Below are 23,897 nucleotides of genomic sequence, written 5' to 3' on the forward strand. Positions count from 1 at the left end.
GATCATAATTCCGTTTCTGATGCAGGAAACGTATAATGGAAGGTTTTTTCCAATCCCTTCCCGGGAACAGAGAGAGGGAAAGACATTGATTACAACAGCCAATATCACCATGCAGTTTGGGGCAAAACCCCTGTTCGAAAATGTCTCGGTTAAGTTCGGAGATGGCAATCGTTACGGCTTGATCGGCGCCAATGGGTGTGGGAAATCGACCTTCATGAAAATCCTGGGGGGCGATCTGGAGCCCACTTCCGGCAATGTCAGTGTCGATGCGGGGGAGCGCGTGGGAAAATTGCGCCAGGACCAGTTCGCTTTCGAAAATTGTCTCGTAATCGATACGGTGATGATGGGGCATGAAGAACTATGGCGCGTAAAGGAAGAACGCGACGCAATTTATGCCAATCCCGATGCGACGGAAGATGACTACATGCGCGCCGCGGAACTGGAAGCAAGGTTCGCCGAACTGGATGGCTATTCCGCCGAAGCGCGCGCGGGAGAACTGCTACTCGGCGTGGGCATACCGCTGCCGCAACATCAGGGGTTGATGAGCGCCGTGGCGCCCGGCTTCAAACTGCGCATACTGCTTGCCCAGGCATTGTTTGCCGATCCGGATATCCTGCTCCTGGATGAGCCCACCAATAATCTCGATATCAATACCATCCGCTGGCTGGAAGACGTCATCAACACCAGCAGGAGCACGATTGTCATCATTTCGCATGATCGGCATTTTCTGAACAGCGTATGTACCCATATGGCTGACCTGGATTATGGCGAAATCCGCATCTATCCGGGAAATTACGATGACTACATGCTCGCCTCTACCCAGGTGCGAGAGCGCATGCTGGCCGACAACGCGAAGAAAAAAGCCCAGATTGCTGAATTGCAGTCGTTCGTGAGCCGTTTTTCCGCCAATGCTTCCAAGGCACGGCAGGCAACCAGCCGTGCCCGTCAGATCGAAAAAATAAAGCTGGAAGATGTGAAACCTTCAAGCCGACAGTATCCATACATCCGGCTGGACATGGATGAGCGCGAGAAGCTGCACCGCCTGGCGGTATCGGTGCAAAGCATCACCAAAGGTTTTGCCGGAATGCAAAAACCGCTGTTCTACAAATTCAGCATGAATGTGGAAGCGGGCGAAAAAATTGCGATTATCGGTCCGAACGGAATTGGCAAAACCACCTTGCTGCGCTGTCTTGCCGGCGATCTGCCGCCTGATGCGGGAGAAGTCAAATGGGCGGAGAAAGCACGTCCTGGCTATTTTGCGCAGGACCATGCCGCAGACTTCGGCAACGATATATCGCTTACCGAATGGATGACGCAGTGGCGCCGCGAACACGATGATGACCAGGCTATACGGAGTGTGCTCGGAAGATTGCTGTTTTCCGGCGATGAAGTCAGAAAATCGGTGAACGTCATTTCCGGCGGAGAGGAAGGGCGTATGCTGTTTGGCAAGCTTATGCTGCAAAGAAACAATGTATTGCTGATGGACGAACCCACCAACCACCTCGACATGGAATCCATCGAATCGCTTAATGCAGCGCTGGAAAAATATACAGGCACGCTGATTTTCGTTTCCCACGACCGCGAATTTGTATCCTCTCTCGCAACACGCATCGTTGAAATGAAACCAGAGAGGATCGTCGACTTCAAGGGGAACTACGAGGACTATTTGCAAAGCCAGGGAATTTTTTCGGATGGCGTGAATGCGCGCGGGAATAGTTCTACCGCAGCCAAGGAAAAAGCGCGCGCCTCATCCAGATGACCCGGATGGGATTTTTTTCCGATGTTTATAGCCGAGAGGCTGCGCAAGACTCGAAATAAGGCTTAACGCGGGGCAGCGAGGGCGGTGCGGTAACGCTCCCAGTCGAAACAGGGGCCCGGGTCGGTCTTGCGACCCGGGGCAATGTCGGAATGCCCTGCAATGTGCTCGATGGGATACGCCTTTTGCAGTTCCAGCGTGAGCTCGACCAGCATTCTGTATTGAGAATCGGTGAAAGGCTGCGAATCGCTGCCCTCGAGCTCGATACCGATGGAAAAGTCATTACACCGGCTCCTGCCCTGCCAGCAGGATTCCCCCGCATGCCAGGCGCGTTTTTCGCACGGAACGAATTGAATGATCTCTCCTGTCCGGCGAATGTAAAAATGACTCGAAACCTTGAGACCATGAATGGTGCGGTAGTAGGGGTGAGCTTCCGGATCAAGCTTGTTGGTGAATAACTCGGCTACACCGTCCCCCCCAAACTGATCGGGGGGAAGGCTGATGTTGTGGATCACGAGCAGTGAAATCGCACACCCGACCGGCCGTTCGTCGAAATTGGGTGAAGCAATGAAGCGAATGCTGTTCGCACATCCCGTTGCTTCGACCTGCATGAGGCACTCATCCTGTCGGACGGCGCCAGTCGCGTTATTTTGCCGGCTGTAACCCATTTGTACCGGCGGGTTCACGATTCAGATTGCAGCTGCAGTCGCCGATGCTCATCGCTGCAGAAAAACCTGCCTTCCGAAATGATGCTTTCGCTTCTGGGTAAATGAACGCCGCAGTAAACACATCGGACCATATCCTCACCTTCGAGAGATTGAGGCTGTTTTTGCATCTCCGCACGTTTTTTGAGAGCGCGACGGTAGCTCCTTATTACCCATAAAAAAAGAAGGGCAATAAGGGCGAAGAACAAGATTCTACCCAAGGTGGAATCTCCGTTGCGGTATCGAAACCGGCGGCAAGCAGTTAAATGACATGTACGGCATTCTACCGCTTATGCAATAGTGTGCAAGCTTGAGGGGGATTAAAATTCGCCGAATCCGCCCTCTCCCCTGACCCCCTCCCATTTGTGGAAGAGGGGCACAAATGGCTCGATTGACCTATTTCTTCTCTCCTTGGTTCTCTCTGCACTTGTAGAGGTGTGGAGAGGTCAAATCTGCCCCGCTTTGCATACAATCAGGAATGAATGATGCAGATATTCTGCATATGACAGCGTTTCCGGATAAAAGTAGTCGAAAACGCCAATGTGAACAAACCGAATGGTCGGGGTGAGAGGATTCGAACCTCCGACTCCTGCGTCCCGAACGCAGTACTCTACCAGGCTGAGCTACACCCCGAAAAATTCAATTTTGATACTTGCGATGCCTGGAGCAATTCATGGCAGGCACGTGGGCTGCAATTGTACGCAGGAAGGGGTTTCGGAGCAATCCAAATTAGCGCGGTGACAGCGCCACCGCGCCTCTGCCAAGCAGGCGAATTAGGTCAGATAAAACTATTAATAATTTCTCGCCACCGCAAAGGTGCTCAGATCCAGCAGGCATTGCTTGTAGTCTGAATCCGGCAGTGAGGAAATTATATTGGATGCGGTCTCGGATTCGGCTTGCGCGCGTTGTTTGGCATAATCCAATGCGCCGGTCTGCTGGATAACTTCCAGCACGGGCTGAAACCCTCCCTCGCCTCCCTGCTCGATGGCGCTGCGTATGATCTCCGCCTGAGCGCTCGATCCTGTTTTCATGGCGTAGATCAACGGCAGAGTGGGCTTGCCTTCTGCCAGATCGTCACCCAGATTCTTGCCGGTTTCCTGATAATCTCCGGAATAATCCAGCATGTCATCGGTAAGTTGGAACGCGGTGCCGAGATGCATGCCATACACGGCCATCGCCTCTTCCTCCGCTGGCGTGGCATTAGCAAGGATCGCACCGAGCCGCGTTGCGGCTTCGAACAGCTTCGCGGTCTTATAGCGAATCACGCGCAGGTAATTTTCCTCATCAACGTCCGGATCACGAACATTGAGCAGTTGCAACACTTCGCCTTCAGCAATCGTGTTGGTTGCATCGGCCAATACCCGCATGACCTGCATATTGTCCACCTCGACCATCATCTGGAATGCCCGGGAATATAGAAAATCCCCGACCAATACACTGGCGGCATTTCCGAACAGGGCATTTGCAGTCGCCTTGCTTCGCCTCAGCTCGGAAGCGTCCACAACGTCGTCATGCAGAAGGGTTGCCGTATGGATGAATTCCACGATGGCAGCAAGATTGTAATGGTATTGTCCGGTATAACCGAACGCGCCGGCGGACAGGATTACCAAAGCGGGCCGTAGACGCTTCCCGCCGCTGTTGATGATATATTCGCTTACCTGCCGGATGAGCACGACCTCCGAATGGAGTTTTTCACGAATTACGGTATCCACCCTGCCCATATCCGGGGCAATCAGGCTTCTGATACGTTCAATTGACACGGAGGTTCCTGCAAAAAAGATGCCATGGTAGAAATGTCGCCACCAACGTGTCAAGTTCGAAAACAGGCAAAACTCGGATCGGGACACAAAACTCATCCACAACAGACCTTTACCTTAAGTGGGTGACTCTGTATAATCCGCGTCTACTTCTTTTCATGGCTCCCTGGCGGGCGCAATAAACAGGATTTCATCATGTACGCAGTCATAAAAACCGGCGGGAAGCAGTACCGGGTCGAAAACGGGTTAAAACTCAAAATAGAACAGGTACCAGCAGAAATCGGAAGCGAACTTCTGATCGACCAGGTATTGATGGTTGCTGACGGCGACAATATTTCGCTGGGGAAACCCTTGGTAAGCGGCGCTTCTGTCAAAGCAACCGTACTGGAACAAGGCAGGCATGACAAAGTCCGCATTTTCAAAATGCGCCGGCGCAAACACTATCGGAAGCAGCAGGGGCACCGGCAGAACTACACCGAAATTCAGATTACCGGTATTTCGGTATAAGGAGAGTTTGGCATGGCACATAAAAAAGCAGGCGGCAGTTCCCGTAACGGGCGAGACTCCAATTCCAAGCGCCTTGGCGTGAAGCGCTTTGGCGGCGAGCTGATTCCGGCCGGCAGTATCATCATCCGCCAGCGGGGTACAAGAGTTCACCCTGGCGAGAATGTTGGAATGGGCAAAGATCACACACTGTTCGCGAAGGTGGACGGCAGGGTAAACTTCACAGTCAAAGGGTTGCCACAGCGCAAGACAGTAAGCATTATTCCGGCTTAATTTATTTTACTTCTCAGGAAAGCCCTATCAGCCCGATAGGGCTTTTTTGTTTGCATCACGGTAAGTTGATTCTATGAAATACATTGATGAAACGATTATCCATGTAATCGCTGGAAAAGGTGGAGATGGCGTCGCAGCTTTCCGCAGGGAAAAATACATTCCCAAAGGGGGCCCGTCCGGAGGTGATGGCGGACGCGGAGGCAGCATTTATGCGGTGGCTGACCGCAACATCAATACCTTGGTGGATTACCGGTTTGCCCGCATCCACCGCGCAAGAAACGGCGAAAACGGACAAGGCTCGGATCGTTACGGAAAAAGCGCCGAGGATATTGTGTTGCGCATGCCCGTTGGCACCGTTATCACCAACGAGGCTACCGGAGAACGGATAGCCGACCTGGTCCAGCATGATCAGAAAATCCTGCTGGCGAAAGGCGGCACGGGGGGACTGGGCAATCTGCACTTCAAATCCAGCACAAATCGCACACCTCGGCAATTCACGCTGGGTGAACCGGGAGAGGAAGTCAATCTCAAGCTGGAGCTCAAGGTTCTCGCGGACGTGGGACTGCTCGGCATGCCAAACGCGGGTAAATCGACCCTGATTCGCGCAGTTTCAGCGGCACGCCCAAAAGTAGCGGATTATCCTTTCACCACCATGCACCCTGCTCTGGGTGTGGTGCGCGTGGATCAGAACCGCAGTTTCGTAATGGCTGATATTCCGGGACTGATCGAAGGCGCAGCGGAAGGCGCGGGACTTGGACACCGCTTCCTGAAGCATCTTGCGCGCACCCGCCTGTTGCTGCATGTCGTCGATATTGCGCCGCTCGATGAAGCGGTTGATCCGGCGCATGAGGCCAGAGCTATTCTCGAAGAACTGAGGAAGTATGACGAAGCGCTCTATCGAAAGCCACGCTGGCTGGTGCTCAACAAGGTCGATCTGCTGCCGGAAAATGAGCGCGAAAAAATATGCAGGAAATTCATCCGCAGCCTTCGCTGGAAAGACAAGAACTTTGCCATTTCAGCCATAACCGGGGATGGCTGCAAGGAACTGACCTACGCGATCATGGAATTTCTGGAGGGGGAATCGATGGACGAAAATCAGGACGTGGCAAAATTTGCGGAACCCGATACATCCGATTGATTCCCTCCGGGTCCATTAACAGACGCCATCCGTTGGGACTCCCTTTCATTCCCTTTCATTCCTTTATCAGCAGCAGAGCTCACAGCAGCGCACAGGGCGCACAAGTTGTACTACACTTAATCAGATTTCCAGATAAAGTCCTGCTGCGCTTTCCTGGACCGACATTAATTTAGAATATCTTTTGACTGTGGAGGAATGATGACAAAACTTGCCGAGGTGGAACTTGCGGGACTGGATGCCGTTATAGAAGCAAGAAGAATGACATCCGCTACGTCCGACAAATATGAGCAGATCGTGATACCCATTGGTAATGCCGGCACCGCTGTAGCGGGTGATAACGCAGGCTTATCAGGGGGAGAGGGTCTGTCGCTGGGCGTACTCATGAAACTTCGCGAGAACGCCCTGAGCTGATATGAACTCACCATGTCATTAGTCTCTATCCTGCTTTATTCGGTAGTGACTCTTTGGCTGGTAATCACATTATTGGCGCAACACTCGCGCTTCCAGTCCGTCATCAATCGGTTTAACGGACTCCATATCATTCCGCGCTGGACATTCTTTGCACCTAATCCTGGAGTCAGGGATTATCACCTGGTTATAAGGGAGCGTTACCGCGATGGGCGGCTGACAGACTGGAAAAGCGTGCCTGTTTATCCAGCGCGCCCGAAATTGGCTTACTTGTGGAATCCCCAGAAGCGCGCATCGAAGATTCTGACTGATGCGATCCAGGCAATAAAGCTGTTGTTGAAACGCGACGATGTGGGACTCTCCGGACTTCCTTTCACTGTCCCCTATCTCCTTCTCTTGCATTACGCAGCCCATGCTGTGCCGGCCGAGCCGGACGCTGCCGAATTTCAAATCGCGATTATCGAGTCTACAGGGCACCTGGAGCGGGAACTGGAATGCTCATTCCTTTCCAGTTTTCATAGCCGATGGTAACCGAGGGCATGGCGGACATCGCCTTATGCCTTGTCATCACCAAGACTCTATTGGCCGCATGGGCCCTGCTTTCCGCAGCGGAATGGTTTGCCAACCTTCACCTGTTCCGGTCCGATGGCTTGCTCACATGGAATATCCTGCGCCTGCGACCGCATCTTTTAATCCCCCCATCCGTTCGCCATCGTGTGCACGCGGAATCCGCTGTAAGTGCTGTCCTGGTATGCCGTATTGCCGCGGGGCTTCTGCTGCTGATCCCCTACCCCAATCCTGCAGATTTGCCATGCAGCCTGCTCATTCTGCTTTCATGCTTCTACATGTCACGCCGCACGTGGTTCGGCGGGGATGGCTCGGATCAGATGGGAATGGTCATTGCCGCAGGTGTTGCCATCATTTCCGCCGGCCTTGCGCTGGATGACATGAACCTGGCGGCCTCTGGTGTTTTTGCAATCAGCGGTCAAGCGGTCCTCGCCTATTTTGTTGCTGGGGCCGCCAAGGTTGTTTCGCCGGTCTGGCGAGACGGAAATGCGTTGCTCGGTGTGATGAAAACTCGAACATACGGACACTCCCTTGCCGCGAGTTTTGCCGCAGAGCGGCCCGCCTTCTGCAAGTTCGTATGCTGGCTGACTATCGGGACGGAAATGCTGTTTCCACTCGTTCTATTGGCACCCCCCGGTGTGGCGATTGCAAGTCTTTGCTGCTTCGCCCTTTTTCATTTTTCCAATGCCTACTTCATGGGATTGAACGCGTTCGTCTGGCCTTTTCTCGCGACTTATCCGGCTGTCATGCTGGCCCATTCGGCGGTCCGAAACTGGATGGGCTGGGTATGACAGCGACTGCGAGTGATTCAAATCACCTCTCCATCATTTATGACGGAGAATGCCCTTTTTGTGCGGCGTTTGTGAAGCTTTACGCTTTACGGAAGAATATAGGCTGGATAGAACTCATCAACGCCCGGACAAGACCTGATCTGGTCCGAGTGTTGCGGGCCCAAGGCATGGAAATCAATGAAGGCATGGTCGTGATATGGCAGAGGCATTATTACCACGGAGCCAATGCGATGCACCTTCTTTCCATACTCGGTGCTGACAGGGGACCTTTTGGGAGACTGAACAAATTCCTGTTCCGCAACAGAAACGCTGCTGAGGTGGTTTATCCTGTGCTCACAACCGGCCGCAGAATGGCCTTATCGTTACTGGGCAGAAAAATGATTCCGCACCGATAATGGTCAAGACCGGTTTTTCCGAAAAAATCAGAAAGGTGTGGACACGACGAAAATCAGTGCAATACAGCTATACCTCTCCTGCTCCCTTCATCAGCATTTTCTTTCGCGCCCAGCGCTTCTTCTGCCAGATGATCACTCCCGTAACTGACAGCATGGCCACCAGCAGGCCCATGAGGGATACGAAAATGCGCCCGGGAAGCCCGACGATACGACCGGAATGCAGCGGAAACTGAGCCTGCATGAAAATATCACCCGCACTGCCCTCACCCGGCACATTCGCTCCGACGGATGTTCCATCCTTGCCGTCGAAGAAAAGCGAGGGATTCCCCAGCCCCGCATCGCCATGGTCGTTCCCTGGCTCGAAGAAGATGACGCCATAAACTCCCACTTCGGGATCATAAAATATGCCCCCGGGAGGCGTTCTCCACTCGCGCTTTTCCGCTTCGGTTATTGCACGCTGCAGGATGGTCTGCCGATCCACCACGGGTTCGATAGGCTGGTCGGGAGGATTGGGAGTGCGTGTGAAGGGACTGGGCGACAGCGTCGAAAACAGCGACACCAACGGCCGCATGACCTGCTGGTTGAGATTCATCGACACTGCAGTCACAGCCAGGACCAGCAGGAATCCCCATACCCACACTCCACCCGATCGATGCAGATCGAAGTTCAGCCTTGCTCCTCCCTGCCGCCAGCGAAACGCAAAGGATTTGGTCCATGCACTCGCCTTGGGAAATGAAATCCACAGGGCAATGAAGCAGTCGAGTGCCCAGATAATCGCGAGTGTGCCCATGAACAGGATACCCAACTCGATTCCAAATCCATCGGGAATATGCATGCTGAAATGCAGCTTGTACAGAAACGGCAGCAGATTCTCGCGGTTGAGTGAAATTTCCCCCCACATGCGCTTGCCGCGCACTTCTCCATTAGCTGGATCGAGGAATATCTGATTGAAATCCAACTCGAAGGCCTTGCCTGTAGCCGTGTCGAGACGCGGCTTCACTGCCAGACCGAGGTTATGCCCCGGCTCGACCGAGAGCGGAACCCAGGTTATCAGTAATCGAGGGTTCGCTGCTTCCAGTCTATCTGCCAGCAGCAGCGGAGACTGCGGGACGACAGCAGCGCTCCCGGTTTCGTATAGTTGAGGGTTCAGCCACTCATCCAGTTCATGATCCCAGGAGATGACAGCACCGGTAAGACCGGATACGAAAAGGAATACAGCCAATAAAAGACCCGCCCCGCGGTGCGTCAACACAAGAAAATTGCGCCCGATCGAAAGTTTCTCCGCACGCCGGCTATCTTGTGCTTCGGTGATGCCCGGGGGCACCGTGATCATTCGTTTCATTGCTTCATGTCACACCGTTAAGTACCAGCGGCGGAGCCGCGGTTGCGTGCAGGGCATCTTTCAGCGATGGGCGACCATTGAACGTCAGACATCCGCTCTCCATACGTATCAACCGGTCCGCAAGATGAAAGTAACGGTCATCGTGCGATATCACCAATACGGCCTTGCCCATACCGCGCAATTCCGGAAGGAGTTCGCGGTAAAAGACCTCCTTGAATACCGGATCCTGATCCGCCGCCCATTCGTCAAATATAAAAAACGGGCGATTTTCCAGATAGGCCACCACCAAAGCAAGACGTTTGCGCTGTCCTTGTGAAAGCGCAAGCGTAGTGAAAGCCCCATTCTGTACTTTAACCTTGTTTTGCAGATGCAGTTTGGCTAAAAGCCGGTTGCCTTCATTATCCAGATCAACCCTGCTCGTTTCAAGCAAGCGGTCGAAAAGATGAAAATCCGAAAAAACTGTCGAAAAAAGCTGCCTGTAGCAATCGCGGTTTGTTTCATCGACCACTTTCCCATTGAAAACTATCTGGCCTTCCTCCGGCGGATAGAGTCCAACCAGCAATTTGGCCAAAGTGGTCTTGCCGCTGCCGTTGCCTCCCACCAGAAAAGTAATCTCTCCGGGACGGAAATCCAGATCTATGGGACCGAGCGTAAACAATTCATCGCTCTGTTCATGATAATACCGGTGCAACACGCCCTGGAGTGCGAGGGACTGCAAGCTGGGGAGAGAAGAATTATCGGTCTCGATCTCCAGTGTCGTCATCGCCCGAGTTATTTCCTCGATTCGCTCCGCAGAAACCTTGGCCAGATTAGCGCGGGGAATATTCAACAGAAGCGCTTCGAGCGGTCCGACCATGTAAACGAACACCAGCGCGTAGCCGGTCATGACCAGAGCCCGGTCAGGACCATCACTCACCAGTGCGAATAGTACCATCCCGATAAACACATAGAGCAGGAATTGGGCCCACCCCCCGGAAGCGACGAAGACGGACATTCCAAATGTCCTTTCGCGGCGCACGGTTTCGATCGAGCTCGACAGCACATCTTCATAAAATGCCTTCCGCTTCCGGTTATTGAGACGAAGCTCCTTGGCCCCGTCGGTCAGGGACCGAAAATAGGAAAATAACCTATCCTGCTCTTCAGACGCAATATTCAAATGGCGTATTGCGCGCAGGTGCGCAAGATGATATCCCACAGACCCCAGGCCAACTACAAGGATAGCGAGCAGGAATACTTGCCATGAAAGCCACGCCATATAAAGCAGGCATCCGGCGACGATGACGGCATTCATCAGGATGACGGGAAAGCTCACAAAGAATTCGGCAACGTGCGTGCAATGCTCGGCGAGGGCCGACTGTATGCGGGCAGCCCCCACCGTTTCAAGATTACGATAGTCAGCGGCAAGCACCTTTCTGGCGACAAAACTGCGCAATTCCGCATGCGCGCGTTGCCCCAGGCGCTCGAAAAGGATCGCTGCGCTTACATAACTCAGCATCACGGCAACGGCAGTGGCAATAAAAATGAGCGCCAGGGTTCCGCGCTCGCTCTCGGTCGCGGTGAGGGCGGAACTGATCTGCGCGATGAGCAACACGCTGCAAGCACCATGGAATACTGTGACCAATGAAGCGCCTGCCAATAATACCCTGGATTGGTTGATGAGATACTTGAGCATGGCTGTCCCGCAATGAAATGGATATGAGGGAAGACGAATGAGAATTACAATTATTTACGCTTGAACGATTCATATCCCCTCTCGGTTCACATCAAATCACCAAAGCAGGTTCCGGGCATTTCATTCCTTGGAGCAATTTCGCTCCTTAGGGCAATTTCCTCTTGCATGGCCTGGAAAGACAATTGCAGAAAGAGTGTTTGTCGTTATCCGCTGAGGCAGTTATCCGGGTAGTTATCCGGGTAGTTATCCGGGTAGTTATCCGTTAGGCAGTTATCCTCGTAGCCCTTCTAATCCCCCCATTTCCTCCAGAACAGAATTCCCCTCTACTTCTCCCAAAGTCCACGCTATCACAATGAGCCAGCAGCAATTGTAAAAAATAATGTTTCTCATTCGTCTTTAACCAGAATAACAACGCGAAATACAGCGAACACGAATAACAGCGACAGCGTGCCTGACAGCACGTTCTCACAATACTTATCCGGAAAACGAGATGGGACATTTACACGAGCAAGGCAAGCATCTCTCGGCTCGTGCCGCGTCGATTACTTGCCGTCCCGATCGGACTGCATATTCGGCTACGCTCGACGGCAACACCTTGCTTTTACAACCGGTGAATGGTGTCGAAAATTCGCGGTGGCAACTGGGCCAACAGGCTGACGGGCTGACTCTGGAATGGATGGGGTCCGATGCTGAAAAACCAAAGCTCGTTGAAGTATTGGCGGCAATTGAAGCTGCGTTCGTCAGTTTTCCTATCGCAGCTAAACTGAATCTCCTGGCTCCTTTCGACCAGGCCGAAGAATTGCTTCGATCAGGTCTCCTCCTTCGAGACAAGAGCGGTCAGACCACGGTGGATATCGAGCTTTTCTGGCAACAGCCGAGAATATGGCTGGTGCCGCCTCAGCCCTATTCCTTCCCCGTGACCTATGTACTCAGCGAGGGGCGTCGCCATCCGCTGCGCCCCCCCAAACCGGCTGGCATCGTATACCAGCGCCATATCGATTGGCTCGGCCGTACCCTGTCATTTCGCACGGTGGACCTTCACCGGGACCTCGAACGCTTCAACCGCTGGATGAATGATCCCGTAGTAGCAGCATCCTGGCGGGAAGAAGGCGATTTGGCAAAACACCAGACTTACCTACAAGCCATTTCTGCGGACCCTCATGTCACAGCCCTCATTGCGAGTCTCGATGACGAGGCTTTCGGGTATTTCGAAGTTTACTGGGCAAAAGAAGACCGTATTGCCCCCTTCTATGATGTGGATGACTTCGATCGGGGCTGGCACGTGCTGATCGGTGAAGCCCGCTTTCGCGGCAAGCCCTTCGTCACAGCGTGGTTGCCATCGATCTCTCATTACCTGTTTCTCGACGATTGCAGGACACAGCGGGTCGTCATAGAACCTCGCACGGACAATTACAAAATGATTCGCAATCTCGCCAGGTGCGGCTATGCGAATCTCAAGGAATTCGATTTCCCCCACAAACGCGCCATGCTCGGCATGTTGTTGCGGGAACGCTTCTTCGCAGAACGACTGTGGGTTCCACGCGATGTCATCGCAACATCCTGTTCCATATCTTCTTTATCCTGAGGATATTGCTATGCAAATATATGATCTGATCGGTATCGGCTTTGGCCCCTCCAACATTGCGCTTGCAATTACCCTGGAGGAAAAGAAACAGGAAGGATACGACATAGACGCGTTTTTTATCGAGAAACAGCCGGGTTTCGCCTGGCATCCAAACATGATGCTGGACAATGCGCATATGCAGATTTCCTTCCTGAAGGATCTTGCCACTCTGCGGAATCCCTCCAGTCACTTTACATTCATCAACTATCTCCATCAAAAACAGCGACTGCAGGACTTTATCAATCTCAAAACCTTTTTCCCCAGCCGCCACGAATTCAACGATTACCTTGCGTGGGCCGCATCCCATTTCGACGATCGCTGTGCTTACGGCGAAGAAGTTCTGGAAGTGCTGCCGGAGAAGCGTAATGATGAAGTGATGCTGCTGCGCGTGCGTTCGCTGGATTCCACCGGAGCTGTGCGGGAACGGCTAGCTCGCAATCTAATTGTCAGCGTCGGCGGTGTTCCCAGCATCCCCGAATGTTTCCAATCGCTGAAAGGCGACAAACGCATATTTCATTCGAACAGTTATCTCCGCGAGATCGAGCGGCACAAGGAAGCGAAAAAAATAGCGGTCGTGGGTGCAGGTCAAAGCGCATCGGAAATTTTCATGGATCTGCACAACCGCCCGGATGCTCCGCAGGTTGATCTGATCATGCGTGCCCGCGCAATCAAGCCATCGGACGATAGCCCCTTTGTAAACGAAATCTTCAATACCGATTTCACCGACTTTGTTTTCAGTCGCTCAGAGCACGAGCGGGTTTCTCTCCTGGAGGAGTTCTGGCATACCAATTACGCTGCACCTGATCTGGTTTTGATCGAACAGATCTTCAATGTGTTCTACCAGCAAAGAGTTACCGGCAATACCCGCCACCGCTTCCTGCGGCGTCATGAAGTCGCGAGCGTCAGTGCTTTGCCGGAAGGCGGCATTCAATTATTTCTGCGCGATTTGAATGCGGGGCGGGAATACAGTGCGGTCTACGATGCAGTCGTGCTTGCAACCGGCTATGGACGGAATTATCACAAATCCTTGTTGGAACCCCTTTCACCCTACATGGATGACTTCAGCGTAGACCGTAATTACCGGCTGAAAAGTACGCCGAATTTTCGGCCTGCCATCTTCCTTCAGGGAGCGTGCGAATCAACCCATGGATTGAGCGATACGCTGCTTTCAGTTACAGCGGTTCGCACGAATGAAATTGGACAGGCACTCGTGGGCATGGTCAATGATCCGGTTGCGAAGCAGGCGGAAAACCCAGTGCGTGCAGTGGCGAGTCGCTAAGTTTTTGCAAATGAAAATCCCTCTCAATCTCATCAATATGATTAAATAACGGCCGTTACACCACCTACAATTTTTTTTAACTATAACTACTTCAACGCTAAAAATGAAAGCCTATACAAAAACTATTAAAGGGCTCTGTCCACTTATTCCACTTACCCGACGCACTAGACTTGTAATCGCAGTACAGTACGCACTCCTCAGCCTTTCGGTAGCCGGCTACGTGCATGCACAGGAGGCTTCCCCGGAATCAATCAAAAAGTCTCAAACGAATGTTCTTGCGGCAGAAGGTAATACCGAGTCCTCTGCTACAGAATCTTCCAAACCGGGGGAAAAAGCCTCAAAAGAGAAAACCTCCCCGACTCAGGATAGTACGCAGCCAGGGGAGGGTACCGAATCGGCCAAGCGGTCTGAAACAGTCTTGCCAACAATGGTGATCCGGGAAAAAGGAGTCCAGGAGGGATATGTCGCTAAAAGCAGCATGACGGCGACCAAGACCAAGACACCAATTACTGAAGTACCTCAATCCATTTCAGTTGTCAATCGCAACGAGCTGGACATGCGCGGTGTACACCTCAATTTCACCGAAGCGCTGCGCTACGTGCCAGGGGTCGTAGCCGACCAGTTCGGTTTCAATGGAACGGGGTTCGAGTATCTGGGCATGCGTGGATTTAGTGTTCAGACCACCGCCAATTTCCGGGATAACTTAAGTCAGCAAGGAGCGGGGCTTTTTTTCGGTGCTTTTATCACCGATCCCTATTCCCTCGAGCGGGTAGACGTATTGCGCGGCCCTACCTCGGTGATGTTCGGGCGCGGTGATGCAGGAGGTATCGTGAATCGCATTACGAAGCTTCCCACTGCCACTCCTATCCGTGAGATCGAGCTCCAGTACGGCAATTTCGACCGCAAGCGAATCGCCGGGGATTTTGGTCTGGCCAATGAGGATGGAACACTGATGTTCCGGCTTGTCACCACGGCGCTCGATACGGACACTCAGGTACGCTTTCCGAATACAGGCGGAGACCGCGCCCAGATCAGGCGCTTTTACATTGCGCCGTCGCTGACCTGGCGTCCCACCGACAGGACATCCATCACGCTTTTTGGCGATATCCTGAACAACCGCAGCGAAGCGGCCGCATTTTATTCCGCAGCGCCCGATGGTAGTCCCACCAATACGCTTATAAGCGACCCCAGCTTTACCCGGTATTCAACGGATCAGGCCTCCTTCAGCTACAAACTTGAGCATCATTTCAATGAAACCTTCACGGCGCGGCAAAACTTCCGTTTTATGCGGCAGGATGGCAGATTCAGGGACATCAATCCAGGCTTTGATTTTGCTACAGGAAGCAGGTTTGCTGCGGATGGGCGAACCATGCTTCGCGATGCAATCGCTACCCGGGAGCGGTTGGATCAAACCGTGCTGGATACACACGTAGAAGCTCGTGCTCATACCGGGCCCCTGAATCATACGGTTTTAGTCGGAATCGACTGGAACCGCGTTCAGGCCACCCTCAAATTTTTTGCGGCCAGTACTCCGACTCCTTCCATCGATATTTTCAATCCCGTATATAACCAACCCATCGCCATGCCAGATATACTGGCCCTCGATGGCGTTCAAAAGATAGACCAGGTCGGCTTTTACGTGCAGGATCAAATCAAGTTCAACCAGTGGGTCCTAACTCTGAGTGGCCGTCACGACAGGGTATCAAGCGTAAATGACATTAATGCTTTCTCGCCACCACATTTCTCGAACAAGGACTCGGCATACACGGGCAGGGCCGGCTTGACCTACCTTTTCTCCAGCGGCGTCGCGCCTTATGTAAGCTATTCGCAGTCGTTTCTGCCTCAAACGGGAATAAATTTTTTTGACAGCAGGCCTTTCGAACCGACGCGCGCATCTCAATATGAGGTGGGCATCAAGTATCAGCCTCCAGGCACCAGGAATTTGATTACGGCGGCGTTGTTCGAATTGACCAAAACCAATGTTCTGACTCCTGATCCTCGTATAGGCGGTCTTCTGAGTGAAACCGATGAGATTCGCTCTCGGGGCGCGGAAGTGGAAGCAAGAACGGAAATTTACCGGGGAATGAATTTGATTGGCGCGTTCACTTATAACGACGTCAAGGTAACAGAAAGCGCCAGTGGTTTTAAAGGTAACATGCCAGTCCGCATACCCAATCTGACGACCTCAGCCTGGCTCGACTATAACCTCGGCACACTGAATGTTAGCTGGTTAAGAGGCTTCTTTCTCGGGGGGGGCGTGCGCTATGTAGGGAGGGTGTTCAATGACGAGGCAAATACCAGTGTCACGCCGTCGTTCACCCTGTTCGATGCGATGCTTCGCTACGATCACGGCCCCTGGCAGTTCCTCATCAATGCCAACAATATATTTGATGAAAAATACTATTCGGCCAGCTCTGGCGGGAATTTCTTCCTCGGCACGCGACGTAGTGTCATAGGGACATTGAAACTGAGGTTTTAATATGTCAGTACAGAGAAACTTACTCTACGATAGCTGAGACGCTCGCATGGCGCTTGATCCTGATCTTGCAGCATTTCTCGAACTTGTGGAAGCGGGTATCAGCAATGGTGCCCCTCCCTTGCACGAACTGCTGCCCGCGAAAGCACGTGAACAATACGACATATCCACCCTGGCTCTGGATAGCCCAGGTATGGAGGTCGCGAGCATCAAGGAAATCGGCATCCTTTGCCGGGATGGAAATGAGATAACGGCAAGACTCTATGCGCCTCTGCTGGACGAGCCATTGAACGGCCTGGCGGCACCCGCGCTGCTGTATTTTCATGGAGGCGGATATTGTGTCGGTAGTCTGGATTCCCACGACTCGCTATGCCGGACCCTGGCTGCGCTGACCCCCTGCTGCGTGCTGAACGTCAGCTACCGATTGGCGCCTGAGCATCCGTTCCCCACCGCGGTGCATGACGCGCAGGATGCCTACCAATGGCTTCTTTCCAACGGACCCGCTCATGGTATCGATCCCCAACGCATAGCCGTGGGAGGCGATAGCGCAGGGGGCACGCTGGCCATCGGATTGACTATCGCCGCCAGGGAAATGGGTTGGCCACAACCGGTATTCCAGGCGTTGCTCTACCCGTGCACAAGCGCGTGGCAGGATACTGATTCGCACCGCCGCCTGGCGAAGGGATACCTGCTCGAAGCCCCGACGCTGCAATGGATGTTCAGCAATTACCTAACCAGCGAAAGAGATCGGACAGACTGGCGTTTTGCGCCGCTCGAAGCATCTGACTTAACCGGTCTCGCTCCGGCATTCATCGCCTTGGCGGAATACGATCCGCTCGTGGATGAAGGAATTGAATACGCCAACAGGCTCAGAGATGCCGGCGTTCCCACTCAGTTCAAAATTTACGAGGGCATGACGCACGACTTTGCGCGCCTGACGAATATCCTCAACGACGCAAGCAAGGTGCGTGAAGAAGTGGCGCAGCAATTACAGAGAGCTTTTGCTGCGCCTCGAACCTAGCCAGGATGGCACCCTTCACGCTCCCATCGTGTCATCCATGTTTGCCAATGGCCGTGCTGCCTCTCGTAACGCCTCCAGGGCATCACGCATGGGCAGCGGCTCATTTTGCACCAGACGGCCTACCGTGTGCAATGGAACAAGCAAGTCCCTGCCTTCGTCTCCATAGCTGATCCACAGCGCTTCGAAGTTCAGGGCGGGCACGCGAAATACGCGAAGTTCAGCCTCCTGCTCCGCTTCTCCCACCGCCTCCAGGACTTTGGCCAAGCCCTGCGAGAATAAATCCAGTTGCCGTTGTGCCGCGGACATTTGCAGCACGCGGGACTCACCTTCCTCGGTAACATCGTAAAAAGCCTGGGGAGTGTCTCCTACAATTTCATAAACCCGCAGGGCGACGGGTTCCGGAGCCCCCTGGCGTGAACCGAGCAATGAATCCAGCCCCAGGGAATATACGCGTTGAGCCATTCCCAGAGATGTTCGTTTCTCATCCTCCGTTTCTCGAGATGCACGCGATTCTGCGGATTCGGTTGCCGGAATTTTTCCCTGTTTTATCTGGAGCAGTGAACGAGCCTCCCATATACGATGAAGTATAGGCTCTAGCGGGATGAGGTATTTTATTGGCATTTTGAAAGAGCTCTTGGTGAAATACGTATGTGTCCAGGTGCCGCTTCCTTGATAATTACTGGCAAAATCGGAGACAGCAAGATGGCTCTTTCCATATATCGGATCATCGATATCAAAATACTCCTGATCGAGGACACGGCTATAACCATAAATCACCATGAAGTGCCCGCCCCCGCCGTTCCATCCGATCCTCGCCCCGACGGGTCTGCCAGCGTCTATTTCACTCTTCACCGCCTGAAAACTGGCTTGCCCGCCCATTATGCTGACAAAATTGTGGGTACGAGTGAGGGCTTTGTCGAGATACCAGGGCACATTACATGCCGAGGGAACGGGAGTGTCGCAACAGTCGCTATGATCAAGCTCTCCATTGGCGACCCGGCATTGCGTCCACGTACTCCACCACCAATAGAAATGAGATACGCTCGTTGAAGTTGCCGCCCAGCACCAGTTGGATTGGGTCTGCATCTGCATGTTGAATGCGAGCTGCTTCGATGAGAAAAGCTTGCCCCAAATGTTGAGTTCGTGCGAGAGGGAGCTATAAGGAAGACTGGTAACGCGAACATATTCAGATACGTTCATTGTTCTTTCCTTTTGGATTATCGATCTAACTTCGAGCACTTTTCATATCAAATCCAATATTTCTTTATAGCCGATAAAGACTGGAAGACAAGGCGCAAAGGTTATAGAACCTTCGAGGGAATTGCTGTGCTGGCACCAGCAGATCGAAGCGTGCTTTCCATCCCGGCAAGCAATGCTTCTGCCCGTATGATCGAAAAGTGATCGGTATCGATTTCGTTTCCGGACAATTCAGCCTGACCTGTTTGCCTTGAAAGAGCCAGCCGGTCGGACAAGGGGCGAGTCGCAATCCACCAGCAAGTGGGCTGGATGTTCAAGCAGCCTAATTCCGGCGCCTGGGCAGCAAGCGCTTTCAAGTGCCGCGCAATACCGAAAATACGAGCAAGTTCGCTTGCTCCCAGATCCGCATACCCGCTCCACTTCCCCTTCGTAGGCGAAGCTACACCTTCCAAGGCCTGCATGCCGGAAATCAATTCATCCAGCAAACCTGCCAAAGTCTCTTCCGATGGCTGCTTCAAGGATTGCAGTCGACTCTTTTGATTTCCATCAGGAAAAACTCCATCCGCACCGTCAATTTTCGCTCCGGGCAGCACCACGGAAACAAAATCGGAAAAATCCTGGCGCCAGTCATCGGGCTCGGGCTCGTCTATGGCGGGAATGAAGGAATCGATGAGACCCAGAAATGCCACCTCCTGCTCCTCCGTCTCCAGCAACGCAGCTATCATGGCTGCAAGAGTGCCACCGAGGGACCAGCCTGACAGATGGTAGGGTCCCTCCGGCTGTGTCCGGCGAATGATTTGGACATAATCTGCCGCCATCTTGCCGAGAGAAGTATCGCGGTGCTCGGGGTCGGAGAGCATGCGGCAAGGTATTCCATAGACTGTTCGCTTACCCTGTAGATGCCGGGCAAGCGGCTGGTAGTCGAACACTGTTCCCAATCCGGCATGGATGCAGAATAATGGCTCGAGTTGCGCTTTTTCGTCGCGCTGGTTTAACAGCAGCAGTGGTTGTGTTTTGTCAGGGGCTTCAACGTCCAGGCCGAGCAAACCGGCAATGGTTGGACGTTGCATCAGATCCCGCAGCTTGAAATCGAATTTCAACCCGGGCAGGTTGCGCATTCGGGCCATGATTTTCAGGCTGGAGAGTGAATCTCCGCCGAGAGCGAAGAAGTTGTCCGTCTCGCCTACCCGTTCCACGCCGAGCACTTCCTTCCAGATCTGTGCGAGAAGCTGAGCCTCAGGGGTGGAAGGCGCCCGATAAGTATCGCTAGCCACTGCATCCGGTTCCGGTAATGCACTGCGGTCAAGCTTGCCACTAGGCAGCCGGGGCAGCTCATCCAGGATGGCGATGTGTGCGGGGACCATGTATTCTGGCAGCCGCTTGGCAAGTTGTTGCTTCAGCATGCTTCCCAACCCCGCCTTCCCCTTCTGGCTTGGCGCAGTCGTCCCCGTCATCTCAGTCTGCACGACATAAGCGGCGAGTTGCGGTCCTCCCGCCCCTTCCCGAACAATGACTGCAACATCGGTCAGTCCGGTAAGCTCACGTACGCATGCCTCGATTTCGCCCAGCTCGATCCGGAACCCGCGAATCTTCACTTGATGGTCAGCACGGCCGATATATTCGATATTACCGTCATCCCGCCAACGCACCAGATCACCCGTGCGATAGAGCCGCCCGCCATTCCCGTCAAATGGATCGGCTACAAAGCGCTCCGCTGTCAACGGCGCTCGTCCCAGGTAACCGCGAGCAAGGCCATAGCCGCCAATATACAATTCCCCAATCATGCCCACAGGTACCGGCTGCATATCGACGTCAAGCACGTACGCGGTACGTTCTCCCACGGGTTTGCCAATAGGTGCGTAGGCACAATCGAAACTGTTGCTCGCTTCCGTCTTCCAGATCAACGGAGTAACAACCGTCTCGGTTGGTCCGTAACCATTGATCAGAATGCGCGGCCGCAAGGTCTTTCGCACCAGGTCATAGGAAGCCTTTGGCATGGCTTCGCCTCCGAAAACATAAAGCTCTACCGGCGGCGGATCGCTGCGTGGCGCAGCCCATTCGGCAACCTGTCCCAGGTAAGCGGGCGGAAATGCTGCATTGGTAATGCCGTAGCTGTGCAAAGCGTCGTATGTCTGCTCCGCGGTCCACAATTCCTGGTCGCGCACCGCCAAGCCGGCACCGACTGTCAGTGCGGTCAGCCAGCGCTCATGTGCCCCATCGAATGAGAATGACATGAAGAGCAGCTCGCATGAGTGCGGCGTCATACCGTAAATTTCCGCCGTCGCTCGGCAGTGCATGCTCAGTGGACCGTGCGCTACCGCCACTCCCTTCGGGAGCCCGGTCGAGCCCGATGTGTAGATAATGTATGCCAGATTATGCTCATGGAGGAGAATGTCGGGGTCAGAGCATGGTTCGGCCGTGAGATCCAGTGAATCCAGCAACAGCGCCTGCACCCCAAAGCCGCTGCCGAGCTTGGCAAGCAACTTTTCTTCCGTCAAGAGGAGCGACATGCCGCTGTCCTTCACCATGAAGGACAGGCGCTCTACCGGATATTCGGGGTCGAGTGGTACATAGGCTCCGCCAGTCTTGAGCACACCCAACAGCGTGACAATGACTTCGAGCGAGCGTTCCATCGCCACTCCTACTTTCACTTCCGGTCCCACACCCATACTGGCGAGATGGTGCGCCAGCCGGTTTGCCCGCTCATTCAACTCCCCATAGGATAGCTCCTGCTCACCCATGAGCAGTGCAATCGCTTCAGGGTGTTGTTCCGCGTTCTGCTCGATCAGGTTGTGCACAAACTGACACGAAAGCCGCGATGGCAAGGTTTCCAACTGTGCATTGGATCCGAGGGAAAGGAGGTGGCCAATCTCTCTTTTTTCCATCCATCCCAGCTCTCCTACACGCCACTCCGGATGAGCCATCATCTCCCTCATCAGGAATTCCATTTGGCTACGAAGACCGAACACGAATGTTTCCGTAAAGTCTCCGCACCCGTAGCAGTATTCGATTTCCAAACTATCGCCCACCACGACCTGCAAATCCATTGCGTATCCGGTCAACCCTTTGCCCTCTATTTCGCCGAAACGAAGCCCATAAAGTTCGTTGCTGCGCAGCGCCTCGTCTATCGGGTAATTCTCGAATACGACAATGCTGTCGAATAAAGGCTGTCCCGGTGAACCGGCCCATCGCTGAATTTCGGCGAGCGATGCGTGCTCATGCTCACGCAGTCTGGCATTCGTTTTCTGCAGCAAGCCGAGATATTCTGCGACGGTCAGCTCACTTCGGTGCTCGACTGGAACCGGAATGGTATTGATGAACATTCCCATGATTTCGTCCGATTTGAGGAGACTGTGGGGACGTCCTGCTACCGTCGCACCGAACACAACGGTATCCTTGCCGGTATAGCGCTGCAAAAGCAGGGCCCACGCGGCCTGCACGAAGGTGTTGAGTGTTATCTGCTGTCGTTGCGCGAAAGCCTTCAACCGACGCGTTTCGTTCTGACCCAGGAGGGTATAAATCTGAGCAAATCCTGCACGACCTTCCGACCCCTTCGTTCCCTTTGCCTTACCTGCCGTTTTCGGCAGCAAAGTCGGCCCATCGATCGCCTGAAGCTCAGCCTGCCAGAATTGTCGAGTCGCCTCCGCGTCCTGTTGGGCGAACCACCGTATGTAATGACCGTAGTCCGGCCCCACGTCGCAAAGCACCTGCCCGTCGTAGCAGCGCAGCCACTCGCTGATAAGCAGGGAATCAGCCCAGCCATCGAGCAGTATGTGATGGCGGGTCCATATCAGCTGATAACGATTTTCAGCCAAGCGTATGAGAGCAAGTCGCGCCAAGGGGGGCGCAAGAAAATCGAATTCCCGTTTCAACTCTTCTTCCGCATAAGCGGTAACACGGGAAGACATCTTATCCAGACCACGCCAGTCGAGATGAATCACCGGCACCTCGACCTTTCTGAATACGATTTGCAGCGGGCGCTCGAGACCCGTTTGCCACAGGAAACCAGTGCGCAATATCGGATGACGAGCCACCATTTCCCGCCAAGCCCGCGTGAAGCGCTCCGGGTCCAGACCTTCCACTTCAACGCTGAGCTGGTTTACGTAAAGCCCCGTCCCGTCCCCTACCGTTTCCAGGGTATGGAACAGCATTCCTTCCTGGGTCGGTGACAAAGGATAAACATCTTCAATTTCATCCTCACCCAACGCAAGACCGGCAATCGTTCCGGCACTCAAATAGTCATGCAGATAACCCCGCTGCGGCTTGAGCAGGATTGCCACGGGTTCCTGTATCGTCTCAGCCACTTCTGCCAGTGACGCGATGGACTGCCGTTCGAATAATTGGCGTGGCGTGATCTTCCAGCCGGCGCGGCGTGCCCTCGTGACAATCTGGAGACTGAGTATGGAATCGCCCCCCAGCTCAAAGAAGTTGTCATGCCGCCCCACTTGCGCCACACCCAGCACCTGCCCCCAGATACCCGCCAGAACTTCTTCCGCTTCCCCCAGCGGTGCCTCATAATGCTCCGTATGGGTAAACTCCGGCTCAGGCAAGGCCTTGCGGTCTACCTTGCCGCTCGGATTGAGCGGCAGAGTCTCAAGCACTACAATCGCTGAAGGCAGCATGTAGTCGGGTAAGGTCCTGGCAAGCGCTTCGCGCAGTCGTGCCGCGTCCAAATCGGCTGTTGCATGGGCAGAAACATAGGCTATCAGCCGCGCTCCCCCTGTTGGATTGGATGCACTGGATCCTTCCCTGGCAACCACCACCGCTTCCCTGACTTCCGGCTGCGCCAGCAGTTGCGTTTCGATTTCACCCAGCTCGATGCGGAATCCCCGTATCTTGACCTGATGATCCAGCCGTCCCAGATACTCGATCTGGCCGTCCGAGCGCCACCTTGCCAGATACCCCGTGCGGTAGAGCCGCCCGCCTGTCTCATTGAAGGGATCAGCTATGAAACGCTCCGCCGTCAACCCTCCACGGTTGAGGTAGCCGCGCG

The 23,897-nt window shown here is 53.8% G+C and carries 19 protein-coding genes and 1 tRNA gene; 12 read left to right on the top strand and 8 right to left on the bottom strand.

Translation table 11 applies throughout. The features are described 5' to 3' along the window. The first annotated feature begins 85 nt into the window (after positions 1–85). Complete coding sequence (locus BMY01_RS07055) at positions 86–1,759, top strand: ABC-F family ATPase (RefSeq protein WP_074745991.1); 1,674 nt, start codon at positions 86–88, stop codon at positions 1,757–1,759. A gap of 62 nt (positions 1,760–1,821) precedes the next feature. Here the strand turns inward: BMY01_RS07055 and ampD are convergent, their stop codons facing one another. The 4 genes from ampD to ispB form a co-directional block, all read right to left on the bottom strand. After that, entirely contained in the window at positions 1,822–2,367 is a 546-nt protein-coding gene (ampD, locus tag BMY01_RS07060; protein WP_074745669.1) for a 1,6-anhydro-N-acetylmuramyl-L-alanine amidase AmpD, read from the bottom strand. A gap of 71 nt (positions 2,368–2,438) precedes the next feature. Continuing rightward, entirely contained in the window at positions 2,439–2,681 is a 243-nt protein-coding gene (locus tag BMY01_RS18605) for a PP0621 family protein (RefSeq protein WP_074745671.1), read from the bottom strand. 335 nt (positions 2,682–3,016) lie between these two features. Beyond that, positions 3,017–3,093 (bottom strand) — tRNA-Pro (locus BMY01_RS07070). Between the two features lie 158 nt (positions 3,094–3,251). Beyond that, positions 3,252–4,220, bottom strand: a complete 969-nt coding sequence (gene ispB, locus BMY01_RS07075; protein WP_074745673.1) for an octaprenyl diphosphate synthase — start codon at positions 4,218–4,220, stop codon at positions 3,252–3,254. Positions 4,221–4,412: 192 nt separating this feature from the next. Here ispB and rplU point away from each other — a divergent pair, with 192 nt between their 5' ends. The 7 genes from rplU (at position 4,413) to BMY01_RS07110 (ending at position 8,293) form a co-directional block, all read left to right on the top strand. Then, positions 4,413–4,724: a 50S ribosomal protein L21 gene (gene rplU, locus BMY01_RS07080; protein ID WP_074704290.1), complete on the top strand. Its 312-nt coding sequence runs from the start codon at positions 4,413–4,415 to the stop codon at positions 4,722–4,724. Positions 4,725–4,736: 12 nt separating this feature from the next. After that, the gene (gene rpmA, locus BMY01_RS07085) at positions 4,737–4,994 is read left to right on the top strand and encodes a 50S ribosomal protein L27 (protein ID WP_011381133.1); all 258 of its coding nucleotides are present in this window, start codon (positions 4,737–4,739) and stop codon (positions 4,992–4,994) included. A gap of 73 nt (positions 4,995–5,067) precedes the next feature. Further along, positions 5,068–6,132: an Obg family GTPase CgtA gene (gene cgtA, locus BMY01_RS07090; protein WP_074745675.1), complete on the top strand. Its 1,065-nt coding sequence runs from the start codon at positions 5,068–5,070 to the stop codon at positions 6,130–6,132. Positions 6,133–6,327: 195 nt separating this feature from the next. Continuing rightward, positions 6,328–6,543 carry a hypothetical protein gene (locus BMY01_RS07095; protein ID WP_139176779.1) on the top strand — a complete coding sequence of 72 codons (216 nt, stop codon included), beginning with the start codon at positions 6,328–6,330 and terminating at the stop codon, positions 6,541–6,543. Between the two features lie 12 nt (positions 6,544–6,555). Then, entirely contained in the window at positions 6,556–7,071 is a 516-nt protein-coding gene (locus BMY01_RS07100; RefSeq protein WP_074745679.1) for a hypothetical protein, read from the top strand. Next, positions 7,065–7,898 (top strand): hypothetical protein, encoded by an 834-nt coding sequence (locus tag BMY01_RS17750; protein ID WP_074745681.1) that lies wholly within the window; start codon positions 7,065–7,067, stop codon positions 7,896–7,898. The genes BMY01_RS07100 and BMY01_RS17750 overlap by 7 nt, the downstream gene beginning before the upstream one ends. Further along, positions 7,895–8,293 (top strand): DCC1-like thiol-disulfide oxidoreductase family protein, encoded by a 399-nt coding sequence (locus BMY01_RS07110; RefSeq protein ID WP_074745683.1) that lies wholly within the window; start codon positions 7,895–7,897, stop codon positions 8,291–8,293. The genes BMY01_RS17750 and BMY01_RS07110 overlap by 4 nt, the downstream gene beginning before the upstream one ends. Positions 8,294–8,360: 67 nt before the next feature. Here the strand turns inward: BMY01_RS07110 and BMY01_RS07115 are convergent, their stop codons facing one another. After that, positions 8,361–9,635, bottom strand: coding sequence for a PepSY-associated TM helix domain-containing protein (locus BMY01_RS07115; protein ID WP_254772650.1), 1,275 nt, complete (start codon positions 9,633–9,635; stop codon positions 8,361–8,363). 4 nt (positions 9,636–9,639) lie between these two features. After that, the gene (locus tag BMY01_RS07120) at positions 9,640–11,307 is read right to left on the bottom strand and encodes a cyclic peptide export ABC transporter (protein WP_074745685.1); all 1,668 of its coding nucleotides are present in this window, start codon (positions 11,305–11,307) and stop codon (positions 9,640–9,642) included. A gap of 490 nt (positions 11,308–11,797) precedes the next feature. Between BMY01_RS07120 and BMY01_RS07125 the strand changes: the two genes are divergently transcribed. The 4 genes from BMY01_RS07125 (at position 11,798) to BMY01_RS07140 (ending at position 17,707) form a co-directional block, all read left to right on the top strand. Next, on the top strand, positions 11,798–12,892 hold the full coding sequence (locus BMY01_RS07125; RefSeq protein WP_074745687.1) for a GNAT family N-acetyltransferase: 1,095 nt from the start codon (positions 11,798–11,800) through the stop codon (positions 12,890–12,892). Between the two features lie 10 nt (positions 12,893–12,902). Continuing rightward, positions 12,903–14,210: a lysine N(6)-hydroxylase/L-ornithine N(5)-oxygenase family protein gene (locus BMY01_RS07130; RefSeq protein ID WP_074745689.1), complete on the top strand. Its 1,308-nt coding sequence runs from the start codon at positions 12,903–12,905 to the stop codon at positions 14,208–14,210. Between the two features lie 427 nt (positions 14,211–14,637). After that, a complete protein-coding gene (locus BMY01_RS07135) occupies positions 14,638–16,689 on the top strand; it encodes a TonB-dependent siderophore receptor (protein ID WP_254772665.1) in 2,052 nt (683 codons plus the stop codon). Between the two features lie 46 nt (positions 16,690–16,735). Next, positions 16,736–17,707 carry an alpha/beta hydrolase gene (locus BMY01_RS07140; RefSeq protein WP_074745693.1) on the top strand — a complete coding sequence of 324 codons (972 nt, stop codon included), beginning with the start codon at positions 16,736–16,738 and terminating at the stop codon, positions 17,705–17,707. 15 nt (positions 17,708–17,722) lie between these two features. Here the strand turns inward: BMY01_RS07140 and BMY01_RS07145 are convergent, their stop codons facing one another. Both BMY01_RS07145 and BMY01_RS07150 read right to left on the bottom strand, forming a co-directional pair. After that, complete coding sequence (locus BMY01_RS07145; protein ID WP_074745694.1) at positions 17,723–18,907, bottom strand: papain-like cysteine protease family protein; 1,185 nt, start codon at positions 18,905–18,907, stop codon at positions 17,723–17,725. A gap of 101 nt (positions 18,908–19,008) precedes the next feature. Continuing rightward, a partial coding sequence (locus BMY01_RS07150; RefSeq protein ID WP_175463225.1) for a non-ribosomal peptide synthetase occupies positions 19,009–23,897 on the bottom strand: 4,889 nt, incomplete at its 5' end.

It is taken from the genome of Nitrosospira multiformis (genome assembly GCF_900110185.1).
GTDB lineage: Bacteria > Pseudomonadota > Gammaproteobacteria > Burkholderiales > Nitrosomonadaceae > Nitrosospira > Nitrosospira multiformis_A.

Excerpts from the sequence above, each read along its gene's own strand:
- ampD (WP_074745669.1), bottom strand. The coding sequence starts at position 2,367 with ATGCAGGTCGAAGCAACGGGATGTGCGAACAGCATTCGCTTCATTGCT.
- rplU (WP_074704290.1), top strand. The coding sequence starts at position 4,413 with ATGTACGCAGTCATAAAAACCGGCGGGAAGCAGTACCGGGTCGAAAAC.
- rpmA (WP_011381133.1), top strand. The coding sequence starts at position 4,737 with ATGGCACATAAAAAAGCAGGCGGCAGTTCCCGTAACGGGCGAGACTCC.
- cgtA (WP_074745675.1), top strand. The coding sequence starts at position 5,068 with ATGAAATACATTGATGAAACGATTATCCATGTAATCGCTGGAAAAGGT.
- BMY01_RS07095 (WP_139176779.1), top strand. The coding sequence starts at position 6,328 with ATGATGACAAAACTTGCCGAGGTGGAACTTGCGGGACTGGATGCCGTT.
- BMY01_RS07100 (WP_074745679.1), top strand. The coding sequence starts at position 6,556 with ATGTCATTAGTCTCTATCCTGCTTTATTCGGTAGTGACTCTTTGGCTG.
- BMY01_RS17750 (WP_074745681.1), top strand. The coding sequence starts at position 7,065 with ATGGTAACCGAGGGCATGGCGGACATCGCCTTATGCCTTGTCATCACC.
- BMY01_RS07110 (WP_074745683.1), top strand. The coding sequence starts at position 7,895 with ATGACAGCGACTGCGAGTGATTCAAATCACCTCTCCATCATTTATGAC.
- BMY01_RS07115 (WP_254772650.1), bottom strand. The coding sequence starts at position 9,635 with ATGAAACGAATGATCACGGTGCCCCCGGGCATCACCGAAGCACAAGAT.
- BMY01_RS07120 (WP_074745685.1), bottom strand. The coding sequence starts at position 11,307 with ATGCTCAAGTATCTCATCAACCAATCCAGGGTATTATTGGCAGGCGCT.
- BMY01_RS07125 (WP_074745687.1), top strand. The coding sequence starts at position 11,798 with ATGGGACATTTACACGAGCAAGGCAAGCATCTCTCGGCTCGTGCCGCG.
- BMY01_RS07130 (WP_074745689.1), top strand. The coding sequence starts at position 12,903 with ATGCAAATATATGATCTGATCGGTATCGGCTTTGGCCCCTCCAACATT.
- BMY01_RS07135 (WP_254772665.1), top strand. The coding sequence starts at position 14,638 with ATGGTGATCCGGGAAAAAGGAGTCCAGGAGGGATATGTCGCTAAAAGC.
- BMY01_RS07140 (WP_074745693.1), top strand. The coding sequence starts at position 16,736 with ATGGCGCTTGATCCTGATCTTGCAGCATTTCTCGAACTTGTGGAAGCG.
- BMY01_RS07145 (WP_074745694.1), bottom strand. The coding sequence starts at position 18,907 with ATGAACGTATCTGAATATGTTCGCGTTACCAGTCTTCCTTATAGCTCC.